This is a genomic window from Enterococcus sp. DIV0183 (assembly GCF_050541505.1).
Taxonomy (GTDB): Bacteria; Bacillota; Bacilli; order Lactobacillales; family Enterococcaceae; genus Enterococcus; species Enterococcus faecalis.
The window spans coordinates 1,843,830-1,861,179 of the sequence record NZ_CP172932.1; the positions used below are offsets into that span (position 1 = coordinate 1,843,830).

The following is a 17,350-nucleotide window of genomic DNA, read 5'->3' on the forward strand; positions in this document are numbered from 1 at the left end:
TTACCCCAACTTAAAATAACAGTTGATAAAGGCTTTATTTCGTTGAGTTCCCTGCTCTTCCGTGTTATGATATGAGCAGTCATTACCCATGAAAATGAAGGAGGAATCACGAATGACCTTAGAGAATTTTAATGAAAATCTAAAGAAATATGCACGTTTAATTGCTGAAACGGGTGTCAATGTTCAGGACAATCACACGGTTGTTTTACAAATCAGTGTCGATCAAGCGCCCCTTGCCCGCTTAATTACGGAAGAAGCTTATCGCTTAGGTGCGGCCGAAGTAATTGTTCAATGGAGCGACGAAACCATTCAACGTGAATTTTTAGCTCATGCTGCAACTGATCGTATTGAAAATGTTCCTCAATATAAAATTGATCAAACCGATGATTGGATTGCCAAAGGCGCAAGCCGAATTAGCGTGGTTTCTTCTAATCCTGATGCATTAGCTGGCGTGGATGCACAACGTGTAGCAGCTTTCCAAGCGGCTAATGGGAAAGCATTGGTCAACCTACGAAAAGCAACACAAGCCAACAAAGTAAGTTGGACTGTTGTAGCTGCTGCTAGTGAAGGCTGGGCAGCTAAAGTCTTTCCAGAATTAGCAACAAGTGAAGAACAAGTTGATGCACTTTGGAATGAAATTTTCAAAACAACACGAATTTATGAAGAAAACCCAGTCATTGCTTGGGATATCCATGATAAAAAATTACAAGAAAAAGCGGCTGAATTAAACGAACAACAATTTACTGCTTTACACTACACAGCTCCTGGGACAGATTTAACGATTGGTTTGCCTAAAAACCATTTATGGGAAGGCGCTGGTAGTTATAACGCTCGTGGGGAAGAATTCATGGCTAATATGCCAACAGAAGAAGTTTTCACCGCCCCAGATAGTCGCCGCGTTGATGGTTATGTTTCTAGTACAAAACCACTAAGTTATGCTGGCACAATCATTTCGGGAATGAAATTTACATTTAAAGATGGAAAAGTTGTTGACTTCTCAGCTGAACAAGGCGAAGAAGCATTGAAAAATCTCTTAGCTATTGATGAAGGTGCCAAACACCTAGGGGAAGTTGCTTTAGTACCTGACCCTTCACCAATTTCACAATCCGGTTTGATTTTTTATAATACATTGTTTGATGAAAATGCCTCTAATCATTTAGCCTTTGGTTCGGCCTATGCCTTCAACTTACAAGGTGGCACGGAGATGAGCGAAGAAGAATTAGCTGAAGCTGGTTTAAATCGTAGCCAAACACATGTGGACTTTATGGTAGGATCTGACAAAATGAATATTGACGGCATTAAGGAAGACGGGACGATTGTTCCAGTTTTTAGAAATGGCGATTGGGCATAGTCCTATCAAATGTTGAAACCAAAGTTTTTAGCTCCAAGAAATAAGAAGAAACTGCTTTTATTCAGTAGGTTCTTTTAAAATTTAGAAAGTGAGGCCTAAGTTGCAGCGATTTAGGCCTCACTTTCTTATGCTAAAAAATCAATTGCATTCGAAGGACCTTTAACGTTATAATTAAATTGAAAGCGGATTCTTTTACACGATATAAGTTTACTTTTAAATAAAAGAATTTTTTCAAAAAAGTAGAATTGGAGAATTAACATGGGATTATTTGATGGATTATTAGGGAATGCAACACAAAATAACAATGAAACAGCTGAAAAAGAATTACGGGATGTTTTAATCCCTAACGAAAAAGTAGATATGGCCTTCACTTTAGTAAGAGATTTAATTGTCTTTACAGATAAACGCTTAATTTTAGTCGATAAACAAGGAATCACAGGTAAAAAAGTTGATTATAAATCGATTCCCTACAAATCTATTTCACGCTTTTCTGTTGAAACTAGTGGACATTTCGACCTAGATGCAGAACTAAAGATATGGATTTCAAGTGCTGAGTTACCTTCAGTAAGTCTTCAATTTAGAAAAGATAAAGATATTGTTGCTATTCAACAAGCCTTAGCAGCTGCTGTATTATCTTGAATCCACAAAAAAAGACAGGAAAGCGACCAACTTTCCTGTCTTTTTAATTTTAGATAAAATAAAAAAGGCTTCTCAGCCTTGATGCGTTCCTTATTCAATCAGACACATGGCGGCACTTGCTTAGTGCTGCTTCCTTCCGGATCTGACACAATTCACTAGCCCGCCATTGTCCTAGCCTTTCGGCAAAACCTAGTATAACGTATTTTTATTCTTTTGACTAGTCTTTCTTTTGATTTTTTAAAAGTTTCTCTTCTTTTTTCTTTGCCCGTAACTTTTTAAAGAACTGAACTAGCAATAAGCGACACTCTTCTTCTAAAACGCCTGCTTCGACATAGGCCACATGATTGAAGCGTTCATCTTCTAATAAATTCATCAATGTGCCAGCAGTGCCTGCTTTAGGATCGGTTGCGCCATAATAAACTTCTGGAATTCGTGCTAAAAGCATCGCCCCACTACACATTGGACAAGGCTCTAAAGTTACAAATAATTGGGTTTCTTCTAGACGCCAATTTTCTATCCCGCGACACGCTTCTTGGATTGCATACATTTCTGCATGCGCCGTTGCTTCTTGCCGTGCTTCTCTCAGATTATGCCCGCGGCCAATAATTTCCCCTTGCCGAACAATTACAGCTCCAATAGGCACCTCAGCCAAACCTTCTGCTTTTTTCGCTTCTGCAATGGCTTCTCGCATAAAAAATTCTTTTTCTTCTTGTGTTAACGTTGTTTCTTTTTTTCCCAATTAATTTCCACCTTTCGGCTTTTTCCCACTAAACTTCTGTCTTGCTTCATGGTACAATAAATCAGTGAGGTGTGTCTATGATTATTGAAAATTTATCTCAGCTTTATCCCAAAGGCTATTTATCAAAAACAATTGGTTCCGAAGCCACCTATTCAATTCCTGTTGACGACCAATTTTTCATTGTGAATAAAGCTTTCTTAAGTATTAAAGAACAGCATTTGTTGGAAGCGCTTTTCCCGATTTCTGAAAACCCAACAATTACTGGTAACCATCCTTGGTTCAGTTACTTATTTCAACAGGCAAAATTACCTGCCGAAGGGACCTTTCGTATGTTGCAAATTCAAACGAATGTCACAAAAGAATTACAAGCTGAATGGCAATTTAATTTAACAAAGATGTTTCCAGATACAGTTGATTGCTTCAGTCCAAGTAATAATATGTATATTTTAGTTGAAGAACAGTCAAAAAATACCTTTCAACAAGAAGAAATTCAAGGAATCTTTTTAACATTAGATACAGACTTTGATTGCACTAGTGCTGTATTTGTTGGCAATTTTTATTCCTCTGAAGACATTCTCCGGCGTTGTTTCCATGAAGAACAACGTATTTTTTCAGAAGAACTTAATTCCTCTAGTCGGACGACTGTTTTTAGTTTAACTGATGTTGCCCTCCACTATTTTACCAAAGAAGCCATGAGCCAAAATGTACTTGTTGAGTATTATCGTCGTTTATTAAATAAAGACACCGATATTCAGCCAATCATCAGCGCTTTGTGGAAAAATCAAGGCAATATCAGCTCCACTGCAAAAGATTTATTTATGCATCGAAATACTTTACACTATCGGTTGGAAAAGTTTTTTGAACAAACTGGCTTATCTTTAAAAAAAATGGATGATTTAATCTTTTGTTATTTGTTATTAAGAAAGTAGTACGTCCATTTTTTACTCGTATGTTTTTTATTCCCAATTAGAAAGTAGGCGTTCCAATGAAAATTACCGCATATGTCGCTAGTGCATTTAGTAAAAACCACGAAGGTGGCAACAAAGCAGGCGTTGTTTTTATGACACAGCCCTTAACGAGAACCAAAAAAATGGCCATCGCCAAAGAACTAGGATTTGCAGAAACTGCTTTTATTTCAGACTCAAAGATTGCTGATTTCCGCCTTGAATATTTTACACCAAAAGAAGAAGTCGACTTATGTGGCCACGCGACAATTGGCGCTTTCACCATCATGAAGCACTTAAATAAATTATTGCAAACAGAATATACAATCGAAACGAACAGCGGTTTGCTCGCAATCACGGCGAACGGTGAACAACTATTTATGGAACAAACTGTCCCAACTTTTTATGATACGCTCACTTTAGAAGAATTGAGCGGCTGCTTTGATTTAAACGCAGTGGCAACTGCTTTTCCTATCCAGATTGTGTCAACGGGCCTAAAAGATATTTTGGTTCCCATTAAAAATGCGCAATTATTACAGGATTTACAACCAAACTTTGAAAAAATTAAGTTACTTAGTCAAAAGTATGGAGTTATTGGGATGCATCTTTTTGCTTTGTCTGAAGAAAATATCATTTGTAGGAATTTTGCACCCCTTTATGACATCGATGAAGAAGCCGCTACTGGTACATCAAATGGTGCGTTAGCTTGTTATCTGTACCATCACCAAATTTTACAAAAAACCAATTACACCTTTGCCCAAGGTTATACCTTAAACGCTCCTTCAGAAGTCTTAGTGCGTTTGAACACTACATCCCAAAAGACAATTGATCAAGTTCTAGTTGGTGGCAGAGGCTATTATGTTGAAACAAAAGAATTATTTTTATAAAAAAAAGATGGCCTAGGCCATCTTTTTTACTTCATTGCATCTTCAATAAATGTGAAAAAACGTTCTTTTAAAGAATCTGTATTGTCTTTAACTTTTTCGCCATATTCAGCTAATTTTGAACCGCCATCTTTCACACGATCCACAACATTTAAAACAGAATCTAATTCATCATCGGATAAATCATCGACAATCGATAATAATTTTTGGTTTCCATCAAATTTATCGTCTACAAACTTTTTAACTTTATAACGATTGGAAACATGAGATACCTTCTTAATAATTTTTTCAGAAGCGATGACTGCAACAGAGACACTTGCAACTGCAGCAATGCTTAAACCGATACCAATTTTTGTTGATGCTTTCATTTCCTTCAGCTCCTCTGTTATTTTCTACTTTAATCATAACATATTATTACTTTTATGCGTAATAGAAAGACCTTTACTAGCACTTAGTCTCGTCGGTTATTGCCACCAAATAAAATAACCAAACGTAAAAGTTGTAAAAAGGTCGAAAGCGCCGCTGCTACGTAGGTAAGTGCAGCTGCAAAAAGAACTTTTCTGGCCATTGGGACTTCTTCTTCTGTTAATAACCCACCTTCAGAAAGAATACTTAATGCACGTCTAGACGCATTAAACTCCACCGGTAAAGTCACCAATTGAAAAATCAAGGCTAATGAAAAAGCCAAAATTCCAATGTTGATTAATGTTTGATTCCAACTAAATAAAACACCAAGCAAAATTAGTGGAAAGGAAATGGTTGAACCGATGTTGGCAACTGGAACAATAGCTGCACGAAGACGTAAAGGCACATAGTTCGTATGATCTTGTACCGCATGTCCGCATTCATGAGCCGCCACGCCAATAGCCGCGACCGATGTCGATTGAGCAGTGGCTTCGGATAAGCTCAACATTTTGTTTCCAGAATTATAATTGTCGGTTAAATCACCAGCGATTTGCTGAACTCCGACATCATTAATTTGTTCTTTTTGTAAAATATATTGTGCTGCCTGCGTGCCTGTAACATGTTTACTGCTTCGTACTTGATCATATTTACGAAAGGTACTGTTAACATATGCGGAGGCCGCACCAGAAATCGCAATTCCGATAATTACCAATATATAGGTTGGATCGATTCCAAAATAAAAGGGCATCATTGTCCTCTACCTCCATCTTTTTTTCTTTATTGTAGCATGATAGTGAAAAAAAGGGAGCGACAAACGTTGTCTTTTGTTTAAAAAAATGATGAATTTTTCAAGAAAGTGCCGAAACTAACAAAATTGTCACTCAATTAACGGAAAAAAATATGGCAAATTTCCTAAAAAAAAGGCATACTATTCCTTGAGGTGAGGAAAATGAAAACATTACTAAAAATATTAATTCCCATAGTCATTTTAGCCGGTGGTAGCTGGGGCGTTTATAATTACTATTACGGTGGAGAAGCCTATTATACACAAATCACAACATCTGGTGAAAAGAAAGATGAAAAAACAAATTCTGGTGAAGCAATGACCATTTATTACTATCAACAACCTGCGTTTAATAAAAACGGTGAAGAAAAAACCGTGGAATTAAACGAATCCCGTGATCAACCTTTGCGTATGAAAGCCTATCTAAAATTGAAAGTTAATCCCCGTAAAGGCGTGATCAGCTGGAATGAAGTGACAGAAAAAGAAGTCCCTGAAAAAGCTTTAGAAAAATTAAAATAAAGAAAAAACCGTTGGCAAGCGACCAACGGTTTTTTCTTTATAATTGATTACTAATTTTTTCGATATTTTTTAGCATGATGGACACTGTGCCATCTGGATTATTAACAAATTCAATTAAATCGCCATTGCGGTAAACATCTAACGGAACAATTAATTCAATACCGTTATCCATTTTTAACTTTTGTTTGCCAAATTTCTTTTCAGAAATTTCGCGAGATTCTCTGACTGGCGGTGTTTTGTCGACAAACTTCGACTCATTCACTTCTTCTTGGTAAGCTAATTTAGCTGATACATTTTCTTTAAACACTTGCTCAGCAATTTGCTCATTGTCAATCGTTCCCGTTTCCTCAATGCTATCATATACCGCTTCTTTTACCGAAGCCATTAGTTCAAACTCATCTTCGTTAAATTTCTTTCCAATGCGTTTGACTGCCTTTTTAATTTCTTTGATATTTTCTTCCATGGAAGGTGCCGCTTGCGTCTCAATCACTTTTTCAGAGAAATACCAGATTTTTTCTCCTGAAAATTCATATCTTTTCTCTAGTAATTCAAACGCTAATGTATCTAAGTCAACCGTAATCCCTTCATCTGGTTTTTGTGATTTTGAAGACAAAATTGCTCGGTTGATAATCAGTTTGTTATAAACGGATTCTTCCTCATAGTCGACGTAATGCGTGTAACTTTCTTTATAGTTTAATTTAATCATTGCGACATGTAACACCGTATCTAATTCATATAAAATGAACAAAATATCAGCACTAGGCGCATCTTCGCTTCCTGAATAAACATCATACCAATGTTGGGTAACTTCTTGGCTTTTCTTCACAAAATCACTAGGAATCCCACGTAACGTGTCAACAAAGGAACTATTTTCCGCCAATGTTCCAGTCTTTGTTTGTGCAGTCGAAAGTTTTGAAATTTTTGCAGTTAAATACGTTCGAATATACTCAGTGGTTAAATCTAGTTCCTTTTCAGAAAAAACCGGGGTCCCAGTTTCTCGATCAATAATGTGTAAAATTGCTTTTTTTAAATAAATATCCATTTTTACGCTCTCCTTTTCTCAACCTTTTTAGTCTAACTGAAAGAGAGAAAAAAGCCAATAGTTTCTATAAAAAGAAGAAGAATTCGTAGACAAATATCTACAAATTCTTCTTTACTTAAAAAAGCGATTACCCTTCTTCGCTGTATAACATCCCTGTTTCTTCATCAACTGGATCGACTTTATTAAAAATGCCTTTCTTTCTGAAAATATAAGTTAAGCCCATTGGTACGATAATAGCAATCACCATTGCGCCTAAAAACGGCAAGTAATATTGTGGCACAATAGATAAAATTCCTGGCAAGCCACCGACGCCGATACTGGTCGCACGAACGCCCATTAAAGTGGCAAACATTCCGGCCATTGCCGAACCAATCATGCCCGCAACAAATGGATAAACATATTTTAAGTTGATCCCAAACATCGCTGGTTCAGTCACACCTAAGTAACAAGAAATCATCGCTGGAATCGAAACTTGTTCTTCTTTTTTGTTTCCACGATGCATAAAGATAACTGCTAAAACCGCTGAACCTTGTGCAATATTTGATAGAGCAATCATTGGCCATAAGTTGGTTGACTGAAAGTCAGCAATCAACTGTAAATCAATCGCATTACTCATATGATGCAACCCAGTGATGACTAATGGTGCGTACATAAAGCCAAAGACGGCGCCAAATAACCAATTAAATGTTGACGTTAATCCTGCATTTACGATATCAGAAACCCAACTACCAATCGTCCAACCGATTGGTCCTAAAATGACATGTGCAGCCAATACTGTTGGTACTAAAGCAAACAATGGGACAAAAATCATTGAAATTGCTTGAGGAATCACTTTTCTAAAGAAAATTTCAAGATAGGCAAGCAAGAAGCCGGCTAACATAGCTGGGATAACTTGCGCTTGATAACCAATCATGTTAACTTGAGCAAACCCAAAATCCCAGAAAGGAATTTCTGCTGCTTTAGTCGTCGCAACTGAATAAGCATTCAGAAGTTGTGGTGAGACTAATGTAATCCCTAGGACAATCCCCAAGATTTGTGTGGTTCCCATTTTCTTCGTAATACTCCACGTAATCCCAACTGGCAAGAAGTGGAAAATTGCTTCGCCGATTAACCATAAGAATGAATTGACTCCATTCCAAAATTGAGAAACTTCCACGATTGTTTGACCATCAAGAAAGCCAAATGGAACCCCTTCCAAAATATTGCGGAACCCTAAAATCAATCCCCCGATAACAAGTGCAGGAATCAATGGTGTAAAAATCTCAGCTAAAACAGAAACAACTCGTTGAACAGGACTCAAATTACTTTTGGCAGCTGCTTTCCCTTCTTCTTTTGAAACCCCTTCTAAACCGGAAATTGCAGAAAAATCATTATAAAATTGTGGGACTTCATTCCCAATAATTACTTGAAACTGTCCAGCATTTGTAAAGGTTCCTTTTACAGAAGGAATATCTTCAATCACAGGTACATCCGCTTTTTTTGGATCTTTTAATACAAAACGCATTCGAGTTGCACAATGAGAAACAGCTGAAATATTTTCTTTGCCTCCTACTGCTTTCAACAACTGTTGTGCATCGCTTTGAAACTTACCCATTTTACATTCTCCTCTCAAACTTGTATATACAATTAAGTTGTATATACATCATACTCGATTATTCTTTTTTTGGCAAGCGCTTTCTTTCGAAAAAATAATTTTATTTTTTTACAAATCCCTTGTCTTTTCTTAAAGAGTCAAACAGAACGCTTTTTTAGCTGCTTCTTTATTGCTATACTACAGAGGGAAAAAACGAAAAGGAGTATGAAAAATGTTTTTTAAAGAAATTCATCATGTGGCAATCAATGCCTCAAATTATCAAGCAACTAAAAATTTTTATGTCGAAAAGTTGGGCTTTGAAGTTCTTCGCGAAAATCATCGTCCCGAAAAAAACGATATTAAATTAGATTTAAAATTAGGCAGCCAAGAATTGGAAATTTTTATTTCTGATCAATTTCCCGCTCGCCCCTCTTATCCTGAAGCTTTAGGATTACGTCATTTAGCTTTTAAAGTTGAACATATTGAAGAAGTGATTGCTTTTTTAAATGAGCAAGGAATTGAAACAGAACCGCTACGAGTAGATGATTTTACGGGTGAAAAAATGACCTTCTTTTTTGATCCAGATGGACTACCTTTAGAACTTCATGAATAATAAATAAAGGAGAGAAACAAAATGAAAGATACCTTTCGCTTAGAAAACCAGACGATTTATTTTGGTACAGAACGGGCAATTTCAGCCAGCCCTCAAACGATTTGGCGCTACCTGACTGAGACAGACAAGCTAAAACAATGGTTTCCAGAATTAGAAATTGGTGAATTAGGTGTTAACGGGTTTTGGCGGTTTATTCTGCCCGATTTTGAAGAAACAATGCCTTTCACTGATTATGCAGAGGAAAAATATCTGGTCGTGACTTGGGATACTGGTATCATCTATTTTGACTTAAAAGAACAAGCACCTCATCAGACCCTGTTAGTCTTTTCAGAATCTCTCCCAGAAAATTTTACAACACCTCGCCATAAAGATATCGCTGGTTGGTCAATTGTTCTCAATCGCTTGAAGCAAGTAGTTGAAACTCCTGATGCAGCACCAGAAAAAATAGATTTTCCGCAAATAGAAAATCATTACTTGGAAAAATTAACGAATTTAGAAAATTAAAAAGTGTGGCACAACGGGTAAATCACCCTCTGTGCCACACTTTTTAAAAACGTAAAATACGCTGATAAACAAATAAACCTAAATCAATTAAGCAAACAACAAAAATTGCCAATAATACAAAAGAGACCCGCAACTCTGCGGCGTACATCCCTCGTAAACTAATTGTTGCCAAACATAACCCAAAAATCGTTGCCATTGTCACTTGTAACACGGTTCCTGGTTTTAGGGCATAAACAAAAATGCCAATCAAACTAGAAACAATGAGGTGTGTCAGTGGCAATTGAAGCCAATTGACAACAAACAGACTAAGGAAACATCCTAAAAGAGTCCCCCAAAAACGTGTCTTAATACGCGTGTTCATTTCTGCTTTCACTGGATGCAAGAGTAGAAAAACATTCATCGGAATCCAAATTATTTTAATGCCTCCTACACTCCACATTAAAATAAAACTCAGCGTGATGGTGAAACTCATACGAATAGCTAAACGAAATCGTTGCACCCTTTCGTCAGGACTTTCTAAAAATTGTTTGAAACTTGTAATCCCAAAAAAAGTCTGTTGTAAGTCGTGCCAGAAATTAATAACTGCCAATTTTTGTTGCTTCATATTTAATTGAATGCTTTTAAAAAAACGAACATGGCCCCTACTCTTTAAGCTAGTTAGCTGACGTAATCCTGTTTGCCACCAAGCGTTTAATGTTAAAGCCAATAAAAAAAGACCAATTAAAAAGGCCACAACTTGAGATTGCATCAAAAATGTATTTCCTTTAACCTGGATTAACTGACAAAACGTAAACATCATCAAATAACTATGATACCGCATCGGTGTCGCAGATGAATAAAATAAATAAACAATTAAAAATGTCACACTACTATTTAAAATAATAGACCAGCTAAAGGAACTACTAGCTATAAATGCTAAAAAACTGATCACAAATTGCCTGATACTCATTTTGAGCAGCGCTACAAACGAATAATCTTTTTTATAGTTAATTTTAAACATAATAGTAAATACAGGCACCATAATTAAATAGCTTGGGGAAAATAAAAAATCCAATGTATAAAAACTAACCAAAAAAAAGGCGATGACTGGTAAAATGGCCCAAACATACGCAAAAAATTGCTGACTTTTTGTACTAAAAAAATAAATAACAATCACTCCAATATCGATTCCTTATCCATTGTAACATGCTTGTCAATTCCCTCTTCAAATTGAATATACCAATTCGTTAAAAATAAATAAAAAAGCGAATAAATACGCTTTCATTTCTTGTTTTTTGTGCTATAATCAGCCTATATGATATATCATTTAAAACAAAGGAGCTACTTTCATGAATATTCAAGCGATTGATACGCGACACGGAACTGCCAACCAACATAGTTTTTCAAATGGAAATTGTCTACCCTATACTGGCGTGCCATTTGGGATGAACTTTTACGCCCCGCAAACAACTGACCAAAAAGGCAGCTGGTGGTTTCATCCAGAAGATCGAACATTTCAAGGCTATCGAGTAACGCATCAACCAAGTCCTTGGATGGGTGATTTTAGCCATTTATTAATGACCCCTGTCAGTGGTTCATTGTCGGAACTTTCTTTATTCCATGCCCAAAGTTCTTATCGTCCAGAAGAAAGCCTTTTTTCTCCTGTCGAAATTAACTTAACTCAATTACGCTATCAAATAACTTCTCAATTAATCCCAAGCATGTATGGTGGTATCTTAACCATTGATTATCAACAAAAAGATAATCACTTACTACTAACTCTGCCTGGACGTTATCAAGTAAAACAATTAGATGACCATCAAGTGGCTGTAAAAGTCATCAACTATTCTGGTTGTGAAGATCCAGATTTTAGTTTTTATTTTGTTCTTCATTTTGAACAGCCTTTAACCAAATGGTTTGCCCCTTCTTCAGGTGAAGATGGCAAAATCCTTCTTTCTTTTGGAAATATTGCTCAACAAGTTGTTCATTTTAGTAGTTCATTTATTTCTGAAAAACAAGCGCAGTTAAATTTAGCGCGAGAAATCTCTTTGCGTTCTACTGAGATGCTGCAACAAGGAATCGCAGATTGGCATAATTATTTTGATCGTCTTAAAGTAACGCATGAAAACCCTGAACATACTAAAACGTTTTATCATACACTGTATCGAACATTCCTATTTCCGCAAACCTTTTATGAATTGGACGAAAATCAGCAGCCGATTCATTATGATACGTTCTCGCAAACGGTTCGTCCTGGTGTACTATATACCAATAATGGCTTTTGGGATACTTTTAAAACGGTCTACCCATTGTTCTCACTAATTGCTCAAGAAAAATACGAAGAGATGCTAGAAGGCTTTTTAAATAGTTACAACGAAACAGGTTTCTTGCCAAAATGGTTATCTCCAGATGAGCGTGGTTTAATGCCCGGCACCTTGATTGACGCTGTCATTGCTGATGCCGCCGTGAAAAAGATTCGTCCTGACTTGATGCCTCAGTTCCTAGAAGCGATGAAAAAAGGTGCCACACAACAAAGCGAACGAGAAAATTATGGACGTCAAGGAACTCTGGATTATCTAAAATATGGCTATGTTCCTTCAACCTATCATGAATCTGTCAATCATACCTTAGACTATGCGTACAGCGATTTCTGTATTTCGCAAGTTGCAAAAACACTGAATGATTCAGAGACCGCAACATTTTATCGTCAACAAGCCTTGAATTATCAACAACTTTTTAATCCTGAAACTGGCTTTATGCAAGCAAAGGATACTGAAGGCCATTTCCGTCCTGACTTTTTAGATATTCGTTGGGGCAAAGATTACGCCGAAGGAAGTGCTTGGCAATCAAGTTTTGCGGTTTATCAAGATTTTGCAGGTTTGATTAAGCTATATGGTAGCGAGTTAGCTTTCGAAAAAAAATTAATTCAGCTATGCAATCAAGCGCCTAACTTTAACGTTGAAGGCTATGGTTTTGAAATTCATGAAATGAGCGAAATGGCGGCAATTGATTTTGGTCAATTAGCCATCTCAAATCAACCAAGTTTCCATTATCCGTTTCTATTCAGCTACATCGGCAAACCAGAGATGGCTCAACCACTTTTAAAACAACTAATGCAAACATTTAATGCTTCACCAACTGGCTATCCAGGTGATGAAGACAATGGTAGCATGTCTGCTTGGTATATTTTTAATAGCTTAGGCTTTTATCCCGTCACACCAGGAACTGGTGAATATGTAATCGGGATGCCTTTAGTCCAGACGGCGGAAGTAAAACTGTCAAATGGTAAACAATTAACCATTCAGACATCACCAAACAAAGTCCAACAACAATTTATTCATGAAATTCAGTTAAACCAAGAAAAACATACTGCGCCTTACTTTACTCATCAAGAACTATTAAACGGCGGGACTTTAGATTATCAATTAGGGATCGTCCCGAATCCACAAACCACAGCAGAACGACCGTTTTCATTAAGTACGGAAAAATAATAAAAAGAAAGATGTTCATAAAAATTGAACATCTTTCTTTTTATTCTTCGACACCTGCGTAATTTGATTGGTATTGCTCTCGAAATTCTTTTGGCGTAATTCCATTTAATTTTTTAAACATTTTTGAAAAATAGTTGGTATTGTTAAATCCTACTTTTTCTGAAATTTCGTTGATTGTATCATCCGTGTACAATAATAATTTCTGGGCATGTTTGGTACGCACTTGATTCAAATATTGAGAAAAACTTCGCTTGGTTTCTTTTTTGAAAATTTGGCCTAAATAACTAGGGTTCAAATGAAGCTCATCCGCCACCGTTTTTAAGTTTAATTCTTCTAAATAGCCTTGTTCAATTCTTTCTACAGCTTGGCTAACACTTTCTGAATATTTTTTTATTTTAGGTTTATTTTTCACTTCTGCCAAGACTTGCTGCATTAACGCATACAGTGTATTAAGATTGTTGCTAGCTCGAATTTCTTCCACGATTTTTTCATAGTTTTCTTCTAACACAGTTGGATACTGACGGGAGATATCTGAAAAAAGTAAGAAGACTACATAGCGTACATATTCTGGCGTAGCGTGTTGTTGACTTAACTGATTGAAAATGGCATCTAATTCCCGTTGAATGGTCTGCATATCCCCAATCATCAAGGCTTGGTTAAACGCTAGGAAAGTAAAATCTTCTGCCGAACGATTCATTTGTTCTTTTTGATTATTTGGCAGAAATTCTTGATAGAACGTTTCAATTGCTTGCAACTGTTTTACTTTCTCATAACTTTCATAAACCGTTTCCCATTCATTCACAGATTCCCCTACAAAAATCTGACCTTGACCAGCTAGAATCGCTTCAATTTCACGAATAAATAAGAACGCTTCTTGTCTGGCCCCTTTATAGATAAGTAACAATTGGTGGTACGTACTCATCCAACTTTCAATGAATAACAGTTGGCCTTTTTTCATAAATAGTTCCTTGATTGTTTCTAAAAATGGCATCTCAGCTTCAACCAATAAAACGGTAAAATCACCTGGTTTTATAGTCGCAAATTGCTGCATTAACTCTTCGTATTCCCCTTCGCTGATTTCATCATTAAGCCAACGCATCAAGCCATTTTCTAGATATAGACGCACGCGGGCATGGGATTTTTTTTGTTGGTCCAATTCTGTTTTAATTCTCTGGATATTGGCTAATAGTTCTTGCTTATTGACTGGTTTCAAAAGATAATCTTGGACCTGCAAAGCCATGCCTTTTTTGACGTAATCAAACTCTTGATAACCTGATAAAATTAAACTAATAAATTGATGTCCTTTTTTCTTTGCTTGCTCAATTAATTCGATCCCACTCATTTCCGGCATCGTAATATCTGTTAATAAAACATCAATAGATTCTGTTTCTAAAAAAGCCAATGCTTCTTGCGCACTACGCGCTGTTTTAACAATTTCAAAGCCTAACTCTTGCCAAGGAATAATCCATTTTAAGCCTTCTAAAATCATATATTCATCATCAACAAACATCACTCGATACATCTTTTCACCCCTTATGCTACAAACGAAAGACGAATTGTCGTCCCTTCTCCTTCTTTCCCTTCAATGGTTAAACCATAACTCTCCCCAAAAAAGCGTTGTAAACGTTCATGAACATTTCTTAACCCAATGGATTGTTCCGTTTCTATTTCTGTTTGATTTAAACGTTCGCGAATTTCCTCTAACCGATTGGCGGTAATTCCTTTTCCATTATCCACAACAGCCACAATAATTTTTTCGCCTTCTCGGTAGGCGTGGACCTTGATAGCATTGTCTTGTCGTTGATAGTCAATACCATGCACAAAATAATTCTCGACAAGCGGCTGAATAATGAACTTAGGAATTTCAACATCAGCAATTGTTTCTTCTATTTCGAACTTATAGGCAAATTGGTCGGGATAACGCATTTGATACAAATACACATATTTTTCGCAAAATGAGATTTCCTCTGCCAAGGTCGTGGTTTTTTCTTGGTTAATATTATTCCTAAGTAACGTTGAAAAAGCATAGACAACATCAGCTAGTTCTTCTTGTTGCCGACTCAAGGCATACATGCGAATATATTCCAACGTATTATAAAGAAAATGAGGATTAATTTGCGACTGTAATGCTCTCATGTGGGCATCGCGTTGCTTAATTTCTAAAGTATAAATATCGTGAATGTATTGATCTAAACTGTCTACCATAAAATTAATCGCAGAAGCAATATCATTCAATTCTTCCTGAACTTGATTCGTGTCAATTCGTTCTTTTAAATTGCCATCGCCAATGGCTCGTGTTGCTTCTAAAATTAATTGGACTTGTTGAGAGTAGCGTTTAAACAGGCGGTTTAAGCCCACTAATAAAATAACAATCAAAAGTAACCCAATCCCTAAAATGGCCGCATAATTCATAAACAATTGTTGAAATAAGACTCGGCGGCTTGTTAATAAGAGAATGGTACTCCGGCCACTGCTTTCTATTTCCGTAATATCGTAGCGATTATGAAAAACCTGTTGAATGTCACTATCGGTGTGCATTCTTTTATCTAGTTGCCGCTCTTCTTCTTTGGTAAATTGTGCTTTTTCAGAAAAAATTTGATTCCCAGCACTATCATAGATAAACGCATTAATACCTGATTTTTTCAATAAGTCTGCTTGGTTGCCTAGCAACTCTTGACTTGAAAACACAGTGTACAACTCTCCCAGCGGTTGTCCTGTATAAGGATCGGAGATAATTCGCATTAGTTGAAAGCCATGTTTTTTAATTGATGACATATCCATTTTTTTCCCATTTGTAGCTGTGCGATTGGCGAACAAAACCTGATCAAATTCATCTAAGCGAATAATCACTTCTTCTAAGTCAGGAAAGGTGCTAAATAATGTACTTAAATTATTTCCAAAGTGGGTACTGACCCGATCTTCCGACCATTGACTGTAAGTATAGTCAAAATACTCAGGAGGAGAAAGTTCCATATATTTTCGCATGTTTTCAATTTTACTTGCAGAGCCAGCTAATTCATTAATCATATTCGTCGCTGCATTATTTTTATTCGTTACATAGCTGTCAATTTGGGAAACGGCGTTATTTTTTTGTGAATCAATTGATAAGTTAATTGTATAAGTAACATAAACGCACAAAGCAGCCACCGTTAACAAAATAATACTTGTTAACAGTAGACTGTATTTTTGTACTAATCGATTTAATAAATATTTTTTTTTAAACAGTTTTTTGAAGATTCGCTTCATTTTGTTCCAACTTTCCATCAATAAACTGGCGATTTTTGCGCGTGACATAGGCACACCACATCATAATTAAGGCAAACGAAGCAAATAGTAGCAGTCCTTTCATTTTCCAAGTTAAAGCAACGATACTAATTACACCGAATAAGACTTTAAAAAATACACCGAGGTTTAAAAAGATACTGATAAATGAAAGCTTCATTAAATCAATAGTTGAGATAAAATAGCTTCCTTCATATAGTAGCATATAAATGTAAAAAATAACGAGTATTAGGGAAACAAAAAATAAAATAAATGTAATAATTAACCACATTATTCCGGTAAATTGAACGGCTAAATAAATATTATAAAAAACAAATCCTAAAGTGAAGAGAAAAAGTAAAAAATAACAGTTACTTCTTTTAAAATGTGCTTTCCATGATTCAAATGCTCGTTTAACGGTGATTGCTTGATAATTCATGCCCTCTTCCAAAATGAAATCAGTCATCATTTGGAGTGCTGGGCCAACACCAAAAATAATCCCTCCAGCTAAACTAAATAAAACAAACAGTAAATTTAGTTTGATTACTGTCCAGGAAAGGTAAAACAACCGTTGAATCCCTGTACTTTCCATCTTCCTCTTCCTTTCTATTATGTAAAAGGC

The 17,350-nt window shown here is 36.2% G+C and carries 17 protein-coding genes and 1 other RNA gene; 8 read left to right on the plus strand and 10 right to left on the minus strand.

Annotated features, from left to right (window positions below; all coding sequences use genetic code 11):
• Positions 1–112: 112 nt before the first annotated feature.
• Together IGK72_RS09085 and IGK72_RS09090 are read left to right on the plus strand one after the other, a co-directional pair.
• Entirely contained in the window at positions 113–1,351 is a 1,239-nt protein-coding gene (locus IGK72_RS09085) for an aminopeptidase (protein WP_002362125.1), read from the plus strand.
• A gap of 258 nt (positions 1,352–1,609) precedes the next feature.
• Complete coding sequence (locus tag IGK72_RS09090) at positions 1,610–1,990, plus strand: PH domain-containing protein (protein WP_002356881.1); 381 nt, start codon at positions 1,610–1,612, stop codon at positions 1,988–1,990.
• A 91-nt stretch (positions 1,991–2,081) separates the two neighbouring features.
• Here the strand turns inward: IGK72_RS09090 and ffs are convergent.
• Positions 2,082–2,168: signal recognition particle sRNA small type (gene ffs, locus IGK72_RS09095), an RNA gene on the minus strand.
• A gap of 39 nt (positions 2,169–2,207) precedes the next feature.
• Positions 2,208–2,729: a tRNA adenosine(34) deaminase TadA gene (gene tadA, locus IGK72_RS09100; protein WP_002362126.1), complete on the minus strand. Its 522-nt coding sequence runs from the start codon at positions 2,727–2,729 to the stop codon at positions 2,208–2,210.
• 77 nt (positions 2,730–2,806) lie between these two features.
• Here tadA and IGK72_RS09105 point away from each other — a divergent pair, with 77 nt between their 5' ends.
• Positions 2,807–3,658: a PucR family transcriptional regulator gene (locus tag IGK72_RS09105; protein ID WP_002383772.1), complete on the plus strand. Its 852-nt coding sequence runs from the start codon at positions 2,807–2,809 to the stop codon at positions 3,656–3,658.
• Positions 3,659–3,714: 56 nt separating this feature from the next.
• Positions 3,715–4,560, plus strand: a complete 846-nt coding sequence (locus tag IGK72_RS09110; protein WP_033593133.1) for a PhzF family phenazine biosynthesis protein — start codon at positions 3,715–3,717, stop codon at positions 4,558–4,560.
• A 26-nt stretch (positions 4,561–4,586) separates the two neighbouring features.
• Here the strand turns inward: IGK72_RS09110 and IGK72_RS09115 are convergent, their stop codons facing one another.
• Positions 4,587–4,925, minus strand: coding sequence for a hypothetical protein (locus IGK72_RS09115; protein WP_002356871.1), 339 nt, complete (start codon positions 4,923–4,925; stop codon positions 4,587–4,589).
• An 83-nt stretch (positions 4,926–5,008) separates the two neighbouring features.
• On the minus strand, positions 5,009–5,713 hold the full coding sequence (locus IGK72_RS09120; protein ID WP_002383773.1) for a zinc metallopeptidase: 705 nt from the start codon (positions 5,711–5,713) through the stop codon (positions 5,009–5,011).
• Positions 5,714–5,911: 198 nt separating this feature from the next.
• On the opposite strand from IGK72_RS09120, the gene IGK72_RS09125 reads away from it, so the two are divergent.
• Positions 5,912–6,265 carry a YxeA family protein gene (locus IGK72_RS09125; protein WP_002387247.1) on the plus strand — a complete coding sequence of 118 codons (354 nt, stop codon included), beginning with the start codon at positions 5,912–5,914 and terminating at the stop codon, positions 6,263–6,265.
• A gap of 37 nt (positions 6,266–6,302) precedes the next feature.
• Here the strand turns inward: IGK72_RS09125 and IGK72_RS09130 are convergent, their stop codons facing one another.
• Positions 6,303–7,307 carry a nucleoid-associated protein gene (locus tag IGK72_RS09130; RefSeq protein ID WP_002356866.1) on the minus strand — a complete coding sequence of 335 codons (1,005 nt, stop codon included), beginning with the start codon at positions 7,305–7,307 and terminating at the stop codon, positions 6,303–6,305.
• 127 nt (positions 7,308–7,434) lie between these two features.
• Entirely contained in the window at positions 7,435–8,901 is a 1,467-nt protein-coding gene (gene treP / locus IGK72_RS09135; protein ID WP_023894520.1) for a PTS system trehalose-specific EIIBC component, read from the minus strand.
• 211 nt (positions 8,902–9,112) lie between these two features.
• Between treP and gloA2 the strand changes: the two genes are divergently transcribed.
• Together gloA2 and IGK72_RS09145 are read left to right on the plus strand one after the other, a co-directional pair.
• Positions 9,113–9,493, plus strand: a complete 381-nt coding sequence (gloA2, locus tag IGK72_RS09140; RefSeq protein ID WP_002356864.1) for an SMU1112c/YaeR family gloxylase I-like metalloprotein — start codon at positions 9,113–9,115, stop codon at positions 9,491–9,493.
• A gap of 21 nt (positions 9,494–9,514) precedes the next feature.
• The gene (locus IGK72_RS09145; protein ID WP_165548564.1) at positions 9,515–9,997 is read left to right on the plus strand and encodes an SRPBCC family protein; all 483 of its coding nucleotides are present in this window, start codon (positions 9,515–9,517) and stop codon (positions 9,995–9,997) included.
• A gap of 43 nt (positions 9,998–10,040) precedes the next feature.
• On the opposite strand, the gene IGK72_RS09150 is transcribed toward IGK72_RS09145, so the two are convergent.
• Positions 10,041–11,153 (minus strand): FUSC family protein, encoded by a 1,113-nt coding sequence (locus IGK72_RS09150; protein ID WP_165548566.1) that lies wholly within the window; start codon positions 11,151–11,153, stop codon positions 10,041–10,043.
• 172 nt (positions 11,154–11,325) lie between these two features.
• On the opposite strand from IGK72_RS09150, the gene IGK72_RS09155 reads away from it, so the two are divergent.
• A complete protein-coding gene (locus IGK72_RS09155; protein ID WP_165548568.1) occupies positions 11,326–13,467 on the plus strand; it encodes a GH92 family glycosyl hydrolase in 2,142 nt (713 codons plus the stop codon).
• Between the two features lie 40 nt (positions 13,468–13,507).
• Here the strand turns inward: IGK72_RS09155 and IGK72_RS09160 are convergent, their stop codons facing one another.
• The 3 genes from IGK72_RS09160 to IGK72_RS09170 are packed head-to-tail and all read right to left on the minus strand — an operon-like array spanning position 13,508 to position 17,320.
• Complete coding sequence (locus IGK72_RS09160) at positions 13,508–14,989, minus strand: response regulator transcription factor (protein ID WP_002359882.1); 1,482 nt, start codon at positions 14,987–14,989, stop codon at positions 13,508–13,510.
• An 11-nt stretch (positions 14,990–15,000) separates the two neighbouring features.
• Positions 15,001–16,731 (minus strand): sensor histidine kinase, encoded by a 1,731-nt coding sequence (locus tag IGK72_RS09165; protein WP_002356857.1) that lies wholly within the window; start codon positions 16,729–16,731, stop codon positions 15,001–15,003.
• Complete coding sequence (locus IGK72_RS09170; RefSeq protein WP_002362905.1) at positions 16,685–17,320, minus strand: YesL family protein; 636 nt, start codon at positions 17,318–17,320, stop codon at positions 16,685–16,687. The genes IGK72_RS09165 and IGK72_RS09170 overlap by 47 nt, the downstream gene beginning before the upstream one ends.
• Positions 17,321–17,350: the final 30 nt, after the last annotated feature.